Source organism: Leptolyngbya boryana PCC 6306 (genome assembly GCF_000353285.1).
Lineage (GTDB): Bacteria > Cyanobacteriota > Cyanobacteriia > Leptolyngbyales > Leptolyngbyaceae > Leptolyngbya > Leptolyngbya boryana.
In genome coordinates this window covers 657,693-670,741 of record NZ_KB731324.1, presented here as the reverse complement: position 1 = coordinate 670,741, position 13,049 = coordinate 657,693, and the positions used below count along the sequence as shown (strand labels likewise).

At 48.8% G+C, this 13,049-nt stretch carries 12 protein-coding genes; 5 read left to right on the top strand and 7 right to left on the bottom strand.

The window, feature by feature from the left end; genetic code table 11:
- Positions 1–160: 160 nt before the first annotated feature.
- Positions 161–1,384: a (E)-4-hydroxy-3-methylbut-2-enyl-diphosphate synthase gene (ispG, locus tag LEPBO_RS0103175; RefSeq protein ID WP_017286084.1), complete on the bottom strand. Its 1,224-nt coding sequence runs from the start codon at positions 1,382–1,384 to the stop codon at positions 161–163.
- Positions 1,385–1,483: 99 nt separating this feature from the next.
- Complete coding sequence (locus LEPBO_RS0103170) at positions 1,484–1,672, bottom strand: hypothetical protein (protein WP_026148388.1); 189 nt, start codon at positions 1,670–1,672, stop codon at positions 1,484–1,486.
- A gap of 362 nt (positions 1,673–2,034) precedes the next feature.
- On the opposite strand from LEPBO_RS0103170, the gene LEPBO_RS0103165 reads away from it, so the two are divergent.
- Positions 2,035–2,889, top strand: coding sequence for a transglutaminase family protein (locus tag LEPBO_RS0103165; protein WP_017286082.1), 855 nt, complete (start codon positions 2,035–2,037; stop codon positions 2,887–2,889).
- 77 nt (positions 2,890–2,966) lie between these two features.
- Positions 2,967–3,374, top strand: a complete 408-nt coding sequence (locus LEPBO_RS39750) for a hypothetical protein (protein WP_144056131.1) — start codon at positions 2,967–2,969, stop codon at positions 3,372–3,374.
- 82 nt (positions 3,375–3,456) lie between these two features.
- Here the strand turns inward: LEPBO_RS39750 and LEPBO_RS0103155 are convergent, their stop codons facing one another.
- Positions 3,457–3,801 (bottom strand): hypothetical protein, encoded by a 345-nt coding sequence (locus LEPBO_RS0103155; protein WP_017286080.1) that lies wholly within the window; start codon positions 3,799–3,801, stop codon positions 3,457–3,459.
- Between the two features lie 168 nt (positions 3,802–3,969).
- Here LEPBO_RS0103155 and murQ point away from each other — a divergent pair, with 168 nt between their 5' ends.
- On the top strand, positions 3,970–4,878 hold the full coding sequence (gene murQ / locus LEPBO_RS0103150) for an N-acetylmuramic acid 6-phosphate etherase (RefSeq protein WP_017286079.1): 909 nt from the start codon (positions 3,970–3,972) through the stop codon (positions 4,876–4,878).
- Here murQ and LEPBO_RS0103145 read toward each other — a convergent pair.
- Positions 4,875–5,159, bottom strand: coding sequence for a hypothetical protein (locus tag LEPBO_RS0103145; RefSeq protein ID WP_017286078.1), 285 nt, complete (start codon positions 5,157–5,159; stop codon positions 4,875–4,877). The genes murQ and LEPBO_RS0103145 overlap by 4 nt on opposite strands.
- A 114-nt stretch (positions 5,160–5,273) precedes the next feature.
- Positions 5,274–6,431: an MFS transporter gene (locus tag LEPBO_RS35980; protein ID WP_051077759.1), complete on the bottom strand. Its 1,158-nt coding sequence runs from the start codon at positions 6,429–6,431 to the stop codon at positions 5,274–5,276.
- Positions 6,432–6,707: 276 nt separating this feature from the next.
- Here LEPBO_RS35980 and LEPBO_RS0103135 point away from each other — a divergent pair, with 276 nt between their 5' ends.
- On the top strand, positions 6,708–8,153 hold the full coding sequence (locus LEPBO_RS0103135; protein ID WP_197693293.1) for a phosphoglucomutase/phosphomannomutase family protein: 1,446 nt from the start codon (positions 6,708–6,710) through the stop codon (positions 8,151–8,153).
- 50 nt (positions 8,154–8,203) lie between these two features.
- On the opposite strand, the gene LEPBO_RS0103130 is transcribed toward LEPBO_RS0103135, so the two are convergent.
- The gene (locus LEPBO_RS0103130; protein WP_026148387.1) at positions 8,204–8,581 is read right to left on the bottom strand and encodes a BON domain-containing protein; all 378 of its coding nucleotides are present in this window, start codon (positions 8,579–8,581) and stop codon (positions 8,204–8,206) included.
- A gap of 236 nt (positions 8,582–8,817) precedes the next feature.
- Here LEPBO_RS0103130 and ilvN point away from each other — a divergent pair, with 236 nt between their 5' ends.
- On the top strand, positions 8,818–9,345 hold the full coding sequence (gene ilvN, locus LEPBO_RS0103120) for an acetolactate synthase small subunit (RefSeq protein WP_017286074.1): 528 nt from the start codon (positions 8,818–8,820) through the stop codon (positions 9,343–9,345).
- A 101-nt stretch (positions 9,346–9,446) separates the two neighbouring features.
- On the opposite strand, the gene LEPBO_RS39745 is transcribed toward ilvN, so the two are convergent.
- Positions 9,447–12,896 (bottom strand): PA14 domain-containing protein, encoded by a 3,450-nt coding sequence (locus LEPBO_RS39745; RefSeq protein ID WP_081614716.1) that lies wholly within the window; start codon positions 12,894–12,896, stop codon positions 9,447–9,449.
- Positions 12,897–13,049: the final 153 nt, after the last annotated feature.

The window sequence follows — 13,049 nt, the reverse complement described above, 5'->3', positions numbered from 1 at the left end:
GTTATGCCCAATTTAACACAGGCATTCAGGGGCAATCCGTAATAATTGCCCAGTTTTTGTCATTAAGTTTTGCGGAGAAAGCGCGGGGGAGGGAAAAGTGGGGAGTGGGGAGGTGGGGAGTGAGAGAAGTTTTTTACCCCTATTCCCTACCCCCTGCTCCCTACTTGGGTTCCACCCATTTCCCATCCGATTTGATGAGATTGATCAATTCCGCAACCCCTTGGTCTTCTGGGACTTTTTTAATTTCCTCGCGTCCTCGGTATAGGGAAATATAGCCTGCTTGTTTGCCGACATATCCATAGTCCGCATCTGCCATTTCACCTGGACCGTTCACAATACAGCCCATGACTGCAATATTTAGTCCGGTGAGATGACTCGTTGCTTCGCGGACTTTTTGTAGAACTTCTTCTAGGTTAAACAGGGTACGCCCGCAAGATGGGCAGGCAACATACTCAACCATCGTGCGCCGCAATCCTAACGCTTGCAGAATTCCGTAGCAGACTGGAATTTCTTTCTCAGGCGCTTCGGTGAGAGAAACTCGAATCGTGTCGCCGATACCTTCAGCAAGTAGTGTGCCAATACCTGCGGTCGATTTGATGCGCCCGTATTCGCCATCACCTGCTTCGGTCACTCCCAAATGCAAGGGATACGCCATGCCTTCCGCATTCATGCGCTGCACCATTAGACGGTTTGCGGCAAGCATGACCGGAACTTTCGAGGCTTTGAGCGAAAGTTCAATGTTATAGAAATTCAGCGATTCGCAGATCCGAATGAATTCTAGAGCAGATTCGACCATGCCTTCAGGCGTATCGCCATAGGTGAACAGCATTCTTTCTGCTAGCGAACCGTGATTGACTCCGATTCGCATCGATTTGTTTTGATCTCGTAGGGAAATGACGAGGGGTTCGAGCGTTTCGCGGATCTTCTCGCCGATCGCATCAAATTCAGCTTGAGTATATTCGCTGGTTTTCGGCTTTTCAAAAACGTAGAGTCCTGGATTGATCCGCACGTTATCGACGTATTTCGCGACTTCGAGCGCAATTTTCATCCCATTGTGGTGGACATCAGCAACGAGCGGCACAGGTTGGTAGGTTTTGTAGAGGCGATCGCGAATTTCTTCCATCGCTTTCGCATGTGCCATGCTCGGAACCGTCACCCGAACAATTTCGCACCCAATTTCGTGGAGGCGACGAATTGCGGCGACCGAGCCGTCAATATCGAGGGTGTCTTCGTTGATCATGGACTGTACTGCGACCGGATGATCACTGCCGATCGAGATACTGCCCACGGGGACAGAGCGAGTTTTGCGCCGATGAATAGTGGTATCCGTTAGAGTCTGAGAGGTAGGAGTCGCTGACGCGATCGGGTTGGGGAGAGTTTGCATAACGCTCTGAAGAATGGCTCGACAGCAAAAAAGACAGAACTCACTCTGGGGGAGTTTCTGTCTTTCAGATTGCCATAGAAAGGAACCATTTGGCTGAGTTTAACCTCGAAACAGGCGAGATTCTTGTTTCACGGAGCCAGTCATGGTCGCATTTTGTAATGTCATGAAGGCATGAAAGTCTTCACGATCGTATTTTGATGAGAGCAGAAGCCGCAGTTGATTCTCGGCTTCAATCGAAAGGAGTCCAGTCGATAGTGCTTGTTGAACAACATCACGAATTAGTGCCATAGGAACACCCCAAACAGCCACAGGTAAACAAAGTGAGATTCAGTTAGTAGATAAAGATAGGGACGAACAGACTAGCGTTATGCAAGACTTTAGAGGCGTAACCTGCGGAGCCATCGTCTCTAAGATCTTAAAGGATATTTCACAAAAAAACGGTACACGCTGAACAAATTTCCGGGTCGCTCAATCGCGCTAAGCTAGAGCAGGATTAGGCTCGAGCAATGTAGACGGCTCTCGCGATCGTGAAGTTCCCGTGATCGTGAAGATAATATTTTTGATGTCTACTGGTTGCCATTCAAACCCCGCTGATCCGGAAGATGAGTTCAGAATGAATTGCAAATTTTTCCCTTAATTTCTAGCTGCCTGTGCTTTACCAAATTTCACATTCGACGACTTATACCTATAGCGATCCCGTCATTTTGCAACCTCATCTGATTCGGTTACGACCGCGTTCGGATGGATGGCAGTCACTCAAATTGTTTTCGATGCAAGTTATGCCAATCCCGATCGCACAATCAGAATTAAGCGATCTCGATGGCAACACTTTGATCAAAGTCTGGTTCTCACCTGAACTCACAGGTTCTTTGACAGTTCAAATCGTGTCGCAAACTCAGACGCATCAAGCAAATCCTTTTAATTATTTATTGGAGCCTTGGGCGATGAGTTTGCCAATCGATTATCCAACTTCACTGTTTAAGCAGCTTCAGCCTTACTTAGGAGCGACTGATGCGATCGCGCTGCAACTGGCGTATGAAATCGCCGAACGTTCTAGCAATCAGGTCACTCAATTTCTTTATGAATTGACTCAGCAGATTTATACCAATTGTGAATATGTGATTCGCGAGACTGGCAATCCTTATCCACCTGGATTGACTTGGACGCAGAAGAAGGGATCATGTCGAGATTTGACGGTTTTATTTATCGAAGTTTGTCGATCGATTGGATTAGCCGCACGATTTGTCAGCGGATATCAAGAAGGAGACGAGGATCATCCTGATCGCCATCTCCATGCTTGGGCTGAGGTGTATTTACCGGGTGCAGGTTGGCGAGGGTATGATCCCACGCATGGACTAGCAGTGAGCGATCGTCATATCGCAGTCGCGGCAAGTGCGATCCCGGAATATGCTGCACCAATTGTAGGAAAAGTTACGCGATCGGGCGGAGTGCAATCGACGATGGACTATACGCTGCAAATTCAGAGAATTGCGGATTTGATGTGATTTTGATGTGATTGCGATCGCACCATTACCCTGGATTTCCTGGCGAGAATGAAGAAATTCTCACCGATGCAATTCCTATGCAGTTTCTCAAACTAATGCTGATGGTTGGTGTTTTGGGGTTGGGTGCAACGCATCTTTTGAGTCATGCCACTTCAGGCAAGTACGCTGCAAGCTCAAAGTCAGGATTTGTGCCTGTGGTCATGCCGGATGGAGCCGATTTCAATGAGGTTTTGGTGATTGGTCCAGATTGTAATACTGCGCGTGGAAAACGAACTCGATCCCTTGCCGCAAAATTAGCTGAAGCTGGAATTCCGCATCGACGCACTGAGTCAATTGGTTTCACTAATCCCAGTGATATTGCTGGCATGATGCGCCTGAATGAAGTCATGCAGCAGGATGCGCCGATCGTCTTAGTTCGGGGGCAGGGGAAAGGAAATCCCAGTGTGGAGGAAGTGATTGCACTGTATCGCCCCTCGAAGCGCTAAAAGCCTTGGTGATGATTTAGAGTCTGAACCTTCAAATTTTCGGAGTGGGGGCAGCTTAAAAATTCGCTTTTCAGCCCCGTTGTTAGTGAATGATGTACTTGAACAGCACGATCGCTAAACCAACTAAAAAAATTGCACTATTGCTCAGTCCTGCGAGCAGTGAAAGCCACCAGCGATTTTGAAAAACTCGTTCAGTCATTGCACCCCAGGCAGCAAACCCAATTCCCGCGAGTCCCAGAAACACAAACAGCAGGGGAGAAGCCTGAGTGATCAAAAACCACCGAAGGCGTTCATCCTGCGTTGGCACGCGCCAAGTTTGCCAGAGTGCAATATCTACGGTTTCCCAACTTTGCCAGATCAAGAGATTGATGGGAATGCAAGCAAGAGAAAGATAGACTCGCGATCGTCGAAGCCGGGATAAACGCATAGGGGATTGAGTCGCTCAAGAGATATCACTCACTTCACTCTCTCAGCATGAAAATCCTGATAATTCTTTCGTTCTAGATTGATTAGTAAACGCTGGCGTTCTGGATCTGCATCGCAAACACCTACCGCACAACGGTAAAATACGGGTTGCGTTTTTCTCGGAACTTCTATGCAGCTTCAACAACGAGGACACTTACTCACTGAGCAAGTCAATCCAGCCAGTGCCAATTTAGATCAGCTTTCTTCGATCGAGATTGTCGATGTCTTTAATCAAGAAGATGCAAAAACGATTCATGCGATCGCTCAAGCCCGCGCAGAACTTGCAAAAGCGATCGATCTCACGGCTGAGAAGCTGCGCCAAGGTGGACGGCTCTTTTATGTCGGGGCTGGAACCAGTGGACGCTTAGGGGTGCTCGATGCAGCAGAATGTCCTCCCACCTTTTGTACCCCGCCAGAAATGGTACAAGGCATCATTGCAGGAGGAGCCGATGCACTTGTGCGAAGTTCAGAAGGACTAGAAGATTTAGCAGATCAAGGTGCAGAGGCGATCGCCGATCGCACTGTCAGCGCACTGGATGTCGTGGTCGGAATTGCAGCAGGTGGAACAACGCCTTATGTACATGGAGCCATTGCAGAAGGTCGAAAGCGCGGAGCAACCACAATTTTTATTGCCTGTGTGCCAAAAGAACAGGTGCAAATTGATGTCGATGTCGATATTCGCTTGCTCGTTGGAGCGGAAGTACTCGCAGGTTCAACTCGATTGAAATCTGGAACAGTCACGAAGCTAGCTCTGAATATTCTTTCCACTGGAACGATGGTTCGACTCGGCAAAGTCTACGGAAATCGCATGATTGATGTCGCTGTGACAAACACGAAATTGCACGATCGCGCTTTAAGAATCTTGAGCGATTTAACCGATCTCGATCGCGACCAAGCAGCAGAATTACTAGAAAAAAGCGATCGCTCTGTAAAAACAGCCCTGATGATGCATTGGACAGGACTCTCAAAAACAGACAGCGATCGCGTACTAAAAGAACATCAAGGCAACTTAAGGGCTGCCGTCAAGAGTTTGGCTTAGCCCACTGCGCAGCCAACTCCTTGCAGCGCACCAATGATCCGCCCAATCGCAAAAAGCACGATCGCACTGGCAATCACCACGCCAGTGCGGTACAAATTCAGCCAAAATCCAACAGGTTTTTCATTGGCTTGCTTCAAATAGCCCCAAGCTAGAGCGGACATCATAATGCTAGTTACGCCTGCTCGAATCGAACCAGAACAATCAGAAGCCGTTACTAAGAAACCACACGAACCTAAGAATAAGCAGATTAGCCCAACCATCGCTGCAAAAGATCTCGTCATAGTCTAACCGGGTGTGCGATCGCACGTAGATGAACCGAAGAACAATGTATCACTCAGTGTTCCCAGGCAAAACAGGGCGATACCCCCTATCGGATGAGTTTGGATGATGGCGACTTACGCTTTGATGCATCGCTTGCGCCAAAATGCACCTGCACATGCGACTAGCATCAACCCCAAACCGACTGCACAGACCCCATTCCACTGCCAATCATTCCAGGCAGATGTGCCTAGTTTTGACCCGATCGCACCGCCGACAAAGTACAGCATGATATAGATGGCGTTCAAGCGGCTATGAAATTCTACAGGAAGCTGATAAATCGTCGTTTGATTGGAGATTTGCGTCGTCTGGACTCCCAACTCAATTAACACGACACCAAGCATTAATCCGAGTAACAGAGCCTGCAAACTCCAAAATACTAAGAATGAAGCAATGGTTATGGAAATTCCCAAGGTCAACGTAAAACTTGAACTGCGACGATCGGCGATTCTTCCTACGACTGGTGCGGCTAAAGCTCCAGAAATGCCAGTTAATCCAAACAATCCTGCAACATCGCTGCCAAACTGATACGGTGGCTCTCTCAGTAAAAAAACTAACGTACTCCAAAATGCGCTAAATGCCGCAAATGACATCGCCCCAATCCAAGCCGAACTCTGCAAAATCGGCTGATGAATGAGCAAATCGAGCATGGATCGGAGTAAGTTCGGATAGCTTAATGCCAAGGTTGATCGAGAGCGCGGCAAGCTTTTCGCAAGCACGATCGCAAGTAACACCATCATCCCGGATGCAGATTCATACATCACTTGCCATCCATATTTCGCTCCAACAATGCCACTCACCATCCGCGCCATCAAAATTCCGACAAATAACCCACTCATCACCATGCCAATCACTTTGCCGCGTTGTGCAGGTTCACATAACTGTGCAGCAAATGGCACCAGGATTTGCGCCGAAACTGCACTCGCTCCGATCGCGAAACTTGCCAAATTCAATCCGATTAAATTCGGCGAAACCGCCGCAACTAGAAGCGCGATCGCAGTGATTCCTGTCATGGTCACAATTAACCGCCGTCGCTCCAGACGATCGCCCAAGGGCACGATTAATAAAATGCCCATGGCATAGCCAATCTGCGTCCACATCGGAATCGCGCCAACTGCCTCAGCCGATTCGTTAAACTGAGCCGCAATCATCGCTAAAAGGGGCTGATTGTAATAGAGATTGGCAACCGTTGCGCCAGATGCGATCGCCATTAGCCAAACGTGGGAAGAGTGCATGGATGAGGTGGGGAGTGGGGAGTAGGGGGTAGAGAGATGTAAAACATGCTAAAGCTTTCTCTGCATTGTCGGGCACAATCGCCTTTCCACTCCCTACTCTCCACTCCCCACCTTCAACCTGTCACATTAATAACCAAAACCATCCTGTAATCTCCGTGATCGTCTGTAAAGAAACAGGGGAACGATCGAAAAACTCGCTTGAGTCTAGACTATCCCCGTTAAACTGGTCTTGTCCCAAGCCCTTATTTGTTCTGTGAGTTGAGGAGAAGTGCAATCATGGCACACGCGCCAATGACAATTACAACGATTAACCCGATTCAGTTTGGTACAGATGGCTGGCGCGGCGTGATTGCTGCCGATTTTACATTCGATCGCGTCATGAGCGTCGCTCCGATTGCGGCTCAAGTTCTCTCAGAAGTGTATGGTGCAGAGACAGGCAGCAATACCGTAATTGTGGGATATGATCGCCGTTTTCTGTCCGAAGAATTTGCTCGCAGTGCCGCAGAATCCATTCGCAAAGCAGGATTTGACATTCTGTTCTCGGAAAGCTTTGCTCCGACTCCAGCCTTTAGCTGGGCAGCAAAAAAATTGAATGCTTTAGGTGCGATCGTCATTACTGCCAGCCACAATCCCGGAAACTATTCCGGTCTAAAAGTGAAAAGCGCGCATGGGGGATCAGTACCACCAGAAGTGACCAAGCGAATCGAAGCCCTGTTAGCCAAAGGCGAACCCCTGCCCAGTGCTCAACCTGGAAGTTTCAGTACTTTCGACCCTTGGGAAAGCTACTGTGAAGGACTGCGATCGCTGGTGGACACAGATGCGATTAAAACTGCGATCGAGCAAGGCAAAGTGACTGTGTTTGCCGATGTCATGCATGGCGCAGCGGCAACTGGACTCGCACGACTCTTAGGCGTTGAGATTCAAGAAATTAACAGCGATCGCGATCCGTTATTTGAAGGGGGCGCCCCTGAACCTCTGCCGAAATATCTGCCCAAGATTTTGAAAACAATTCGCGAGTTTGACGGCAACAGTTTAGCCGTTGGCTTGGTGTTTGATGGCGATGCCGATCGCGTCGGAGCCGTTGACGCAAAAGGCAACTTCCTCAGTTCTCAAATTCTCATTCCGATCCTGCTGGGGCATCTGATTCAGAAAGGCTTCACAGGCGAATTTGTCAAAACGGTCAGCGGTTCTGATTTGATGCCACTCGTTGCAAAACTCTACGATCTGCCAGTCTATGAGACTCCGATCGGGTATAAATACATCGCCGATCGCATGTTAGAAACCCAAGTCTTGCTCGGCGGTGAAGAATCCGGTGGCATTGGCTATGGTCATCACATTCCGGAACGCGATGCTTTACTCTCGGCACTGTACGTGCTGGAAACGGTTGTCCAAACCGGAACGGATCTCGGCGAGCTTTATCGTCAATTGCAAGAGAAAACGGGATTTTTCGCAGAATACGATCGCATTGATCTGCCGCTTGCCAGTATGGAGGTTCGGGCTAAATTGTTAGAGCAGTTGCAAACGCAGCCTCCACAAGCGATCGCTGGAAAAGCAGTCGTCAGTTGTCAAACCGATGATGGCTATAAGTTCCGACTGGAAGATCAAAGCTGGCTGCTGATTCGCTTTAGTGGAACTGAGCCAGTCTTGAGACTTTATTGTGAAGCAGCCTCACTTGAGCAAGTTCACCAAACTCTGAACTGGGCAAAAGACTGGGCAAGTTAGTTGAAATGCAGAAGTCGGAGTCTTCAAAAAGCTCCGACTTCTCTCCAAATTTAACCGACTTGAACTTGATTCGTATCAACAGCGCTTGCGCCATTGACCCCATTCGCAACTTCGATCATCTTGTTCAAGATATCTTGACTTGGAACACTGCCTTTCAGCACTACAGTTGTTCCCAACTGCGCTACCCAAAGCGTATTCACATCATCAAGCTGGCTATCTTGGTCGAAAGCTAACGCGACGCGCTTCGCCAAACCGCTCTGGTCATATTCGCCATTTAAGCCGACCCGCTCCGGCGGAATCGTATCGCCTGCCGACACTCCTGCGTCTGGAGGAGCAGAAGCTGCAGCATCAGGGGCAGGCTGACCCATGACTGCCTGCTCAGGATTTGCGGGCTTCTCCAGCCCAAACATTCTTTGTAACCAACCCATAACAGCGGCTCCTAATTTTTTTGACTTTCACAGTGGATTGAACAATCGCAACACTAGAATGTTCATCGCTCCAGGGAAGGATTGCAGGACATTGAAGTGGCAATTTGATCGCTTTTCACCATAGCGAAGAAATTCTCTCAACTCAACTTTTTTCAGAATTTCTTTTTCTATGCTGTGGACAAGTGGGAGTCTACGTTGCACCATAATAAGGACTGAATGTTATTCGGAACACAGAAATGAAGCACACGCTCTCGGTGTTGGTAGAAGATGAAGCGGGGGTTTTGACTCGGATTGCAGGTCTGTTTGCTCGTCGTGGCTTTAATATTGAAAGTCTGGCAGTCGGTCCTGCCGAACAGATGGGAGTATCTCGGATTACGATGGTCGTGCCGGGAGACGATCGCATTATCGAACAGTTGACGAAACAGCTTTATAAGCTGATTAATGTCATTAAAGTGCAAGACATTACAGAAGTGCCTTGTGTTGAACGCGAATTGATGTTGCTCAAAGTCAATGCAGGCAGTTCGACGCGATCGGAGATTGTCGAATTAGCGCAGATTTTCCGGGCGCGGGTGGTCGATGTGGCTGAAGATTCTTTGACGCTGGAAGTCGTGGGTGATCCAGGGAAAATGGTGGCGATCGTTCAGGTTTTACAGAAATTTGGGTTACGAGAAATCGCCCGAACTGGCAAGATTGCTCTCAGCCGTGAATCCGGTGTGAATACGGAATTCCTCAAATCGTTGGAAGCTAAGGTATCGATGCCTTGATCGCCATTGATGCTCGAACAATGACATCAAAAATTTAGTCGTCTTTGCAGAGAAAAAGGGCTGAAAATTACTTCAGCCCTTTTTTCTGGACAGATCAAGCGTTAACCAATCGGTCGCCACCGTCCTATCTCGCCCGATCCAAGACTTGCATAGTACAAGTTGCCATCTGAACCTGTTGTAATCTGCGCCAAGCCAAACACCCCACTGGCAAATCGTCGCTGTCCAACCACCACACCATTCGCATCAAAGACTAGAGCATCGACGGTTCCTTTACTCAAGTCTGTGATGAATAAGTTGTTGTCATAGATCGATGGGAAAGTATTTCCAGTGTAGAAATCTCCAACTGCGATCGCATTGCCACCGCTACCAAAGTGTTGATAAGCGTAAATCGGAGCCGTTAATCCAGTTTGAGGGCCAGCGTAGAAGGCTTGGACACTTGGGAGATCCTGATAGCCTCCGGTTCGATTACTCGTACCATTGCCTCCTTCATAAGCAACCCAGCCAAAATTTGCGCCGGGACCGCCCGTATTGACTTCTTCCCACTTCGTCCAGCCTACATCCCCAATATAGGGCTGTCCGTTCTGGCGATTGATCGTAAATCGGAAGGGATTTCTCAAGCCCAATTGCCAAACCTTCGATCGATTACTTTGGGGATTGCCATCGTAGAACGGATTGGAAGCAGGTGCATTGCCAGTGATGGGATCAATGCGGAGAATCTTGCCGGACAGACTATCGATGTTGAGTGTTCTGACCGCTCTTGGATCAACCGCATTGTAAGACGCACCATCCCCATTACTGACATACAAGAACCCATCCGTACCAAACTTGACTGTGCCGATCGCATGAGATTCACTATCGAGGTTCAAAAAGTCCTGAACAAAGGTTCCATCAGAATTGCGACCCGACTCAGGAATGTTGAAGTTGTTCGTACTATTCTCATCAGGGCGACTGATATTCTGCCAGGTGCTATTTTTACCCAGAATCACCACTTCACTGGCTGGATTGATCGAGACAATGCCATTGGTAATCGTGGCAGTAAATCGACCCAAGCGAGAAGCTCGGTTGCCAACTCCATCTCGAACTGCTTCTGGATCAGTCTGTGAAGCCGTTTCAGGTGGATCGTAAGAATAAAGCAGGTAGACGTATGGACTACCGCTAAAGAATTGGGGATGCACTGCAAGACCCAGTAATCCACGATCGCGCGGACTATTGACGATCGCAGAAATGTCAACGGCTGGAGTTTGTTGCAATACACCATTGCGAGCGACTCGCACTACCCCATTCTTCTGAGCAATGAACAGGTACTCACCACCCGGTGTCCAATCAAACGCGGTCGGTTGAGACAATCCAGTGATCACTGCTTCACGAGCGAAACTACCCGGATCATTATCTGCGATCGTCACCGTTGCCGTTTGCTGAGTTCCCAAGATGCCAGCAGACGGATTGCTCAAAATGATGTTAAACGTTTCATTCCGTTCTCCTTCTGTATCCTCTGTGATTGGGACGGTAAACGTCTGGTTGGTCTGACCTGCTGCAAAATTGAGTGTACCAATGCTCGTCGTATAGTCTGCACCTGCCGTTGCAGTTCCATTACTGGTTGCATAGTTCACGCTACCTGCTACGGTCGTGTTACCACTTCGCTGCACAGTAATGGTGACCGCTCCAGCATTCTCGTTGACATTAAAGTTTTCACTAGAAAAGGCATAGCTTGAATCAACTGCATCATCATCAATAATTTGGATCAAAGCAGTGCGATTTGTTCCGAGTGCTGCACCCGTTGTTTCACCCAAGCCAAACCCGAATTCTTCGGTTGCTTCAGTCGTCGCATCGTTCAGAATGGGAATTGTAACGATTTTGCTGGTTTCACCTGCGGCGAAGGTCAAGATTCCTTCAGTTAAGGTGTAATCTTGTCCCGCGATCGCAGCGTTGGCTCCTGACCCGTTGGCAGTCGTGTATCGAACGGTAGCAACCCCGTCACTCCCATTGATGCGATCGACGCGAATTGCTGCTGTACCTGCACTTTCATCCACTGTCACCGCATTCGTTCCAATCACGATCGTCCCTGGATTGACAGTCACTCGACCGCTGTAAAGCTGAGCCTGCGGGATAATTTGGCGCACTTGATTGGGACTCAACCAACCGAGCAGCGCAGAAGCCCTTCCACCGCGCTCATAGTACTCCATGCGAATATCGTATCGCAGTCCCGCTTGCAGTGCGATCGTGCCTGTGCGCTCAATTGCGGCTTGGTCGATGAAACTATCAATGACTAATTGATTATTGACGAAGAGGCGAACACCATCATCCGTGGTCGTAAAAAACGTGTAGGTATCGCTATAAAGCGGCTGCACTTGCCCTGTCCATCGGACTGAGAAGGTGTCGGCTGCGATCGACGGAGCAGGAGACCCCGTTCCCCAGTTAAAGTTAACCGTAGCATCTGTGCGGGTAACTCTTAAGTTCGTAAAATCGATGTTATCGAAGTATTCACCTTGTAGTCCATTCCCTGTACCTGGTTGAACCGGAGGTAGAGCGGTGCTAAACAGTTGTGATTGAGGGACAACCTGTTTTGTAATACCAGGTGCTGACCACTGTAGTCGGGCAGAGGCAAGTCCACCATTTTCGTAGTAGTCCATCGCGATGTTATAGCGCTGCCCTGCCACGAGATTGATCGTTCCACTGCGTTCGGTTGCGGCTTGATCTCGGTAGTTATTGATCACTTGCTGCCCGTTGATGAAGAGACGATTCCCATCATCGGTGGTCGTAAAGAAGGTATAAGTTCCAGTGACGGGTGCGAGAATCTGTCCAGTCCATCGGATGGAGAAGGTATCCGCTCCGATCAAGGGATCAGGAGAACCAGATCCCCAATTGAAATTAACCGTAGCATCGGTACGAGTCAGCCGCAGATTTGTAAAATCGATGTTATCGAAGTACTGTCCGAATAGCCCATTCCCGGTTTCAAGCAAGCTAGTGTAGCCAGCTAGGCGATCGAGATCAAACGGCAACGGTGATTCGATCGCTCCAGTCTGAGCTTCCAGTATCCAGTTGCCCCCGCTAGCTAGATTTCCAGTCGCATCTGTAGAAGCAGCGACATCAGCTCCTGTGATCTGACTCAGTTGCTGAATTAGAGCAGGGTCTCCGAGAGCAACGTTACAGCCATAGAGCAAGATGTCTGCATTCGGAGCCAGTGAAGTTGCCCAAGTTGAAAGGCGATCTTGATAGGTCGTGATGGTTGCAAGATCAAGGGTCGCATTGCCAAGGCTGAGGCTGTTGATACTGCCATGTGAGGCGATATAGACACTTTCGACATTTTGATAGCTAGCCAGCACTTGGCTAATTTGATCAATGCCGTCTTTGTGCGAGTCGAGCAGGACAATTTTTGTGCCATCTATAACGCTAGAGGCAAGCGTATGTGCTTGCGCGATCGCGGAATCGATGAAGACGATGCGAGAAGCATTTGATTGAGAGAGGGAACTAGCCGAGTCAAACCAGGGACGACTGCCGACAGGAGATGAATTGAGATCGAACACACTTGAGGAATTTAAAAGGTTCTGCATTTCGTTTCGTGCATGAAAACGATAGTAAAAGTCGCTTTGTGAAACGCCGCGATCGCATCGCCCGAAGTTTAGACAAGCTAAAGCTAGACAGCCGGAAGCTCACTCAGTTTTAGCCATCCTGAGTGGTTCCACCATCCATGCTCTTAGTCTGAG

What these genes read in the sequence shown, in the direction of transcription:
- ispG (WP_017286084.1), bottom strand. Translation starts at nt 1,384, where the DNA reads ATGCAAACTCTCCCCAACCCGATCGCGTCAGCGACTCCTACCTCTCAG.
- LEPBO_RS0103170 (WP_026148388.1), bottom strand. Translation starts at nt 1,672, where the DNA reads ATGGCACTAATTCGTGATGTTGTTCAACAAGCACTATCGACTGGACTC.
- LEPBO_RS39750 (WP_144056131.1), top strand. Translation starts at nt 2,967, where the DNA reads ATGCAGTTTCTCAAACTAATGCTGATGGTTGGTGTTTTGGGGTTGGGT.
- LEPBO_RS0103155 (WP_017286080.1), bottom strand. Translation starts at nt 3,801, where the DNA reads ATGCGTTTATCCCGGCTTCGACGATCGCGAGTCTATCTTTCTCTTGCT.
- murQ (WP_017286079.1), top strand. Translation starts at nt 3,970, where the DNA reads ATGCAGCTTCAACAACGAGGACACTTACTCACTGAGCAAGTCAATCCA.
- LEPBO_RS0103145 (WP_017286078.1), bottom strand. Translation starts at nt 5,159, where the DNA reads ATGACGAGATCTTTTGCAGCGATGGTTGGGCTAATCTGCTTATTCTTA.
- LEPBO_RS35980 (WP_051077759.1), bottom strand. Translation starts at nt 6,431, where the DNA reads ATGCACTCTTCCCACGTTTGGCTAATGGCGATCGCATCTGGCGCAACG.
- LEPBO_RS0103135 (WP_197693293.1), top strand. Translation starts at nt 6,708, where the DNA reads ATGGCACACGCGCCAATGACAATTACAACGATTAACCCGATTCAGTTT.
- LEPBO_RS0103130 (WP_026148387.1), bottom strand. Translation starts at nt 8,581, where the DNA reads ATGGGTTGGTTACAAAGAATGTTTGGGCTGGAGAAGCCCGCAAATCCT.
- ilvN (WP_017286074.1), top strand. Translation starts at nt 8,818, where the DNA reads ATGAAGCACACGCTCTCGGTGTTGGTAGAAGATGAAGCGGGGGTTTTG.
- LEPBO_RS39745 (WP_081614716.1), bottom strand. Translation starts at nt 12,896, where the DNA reads ATGCAGAACCTTTTAAATTCCTCAAGTGTGTTCGATCTCAATTCATCT.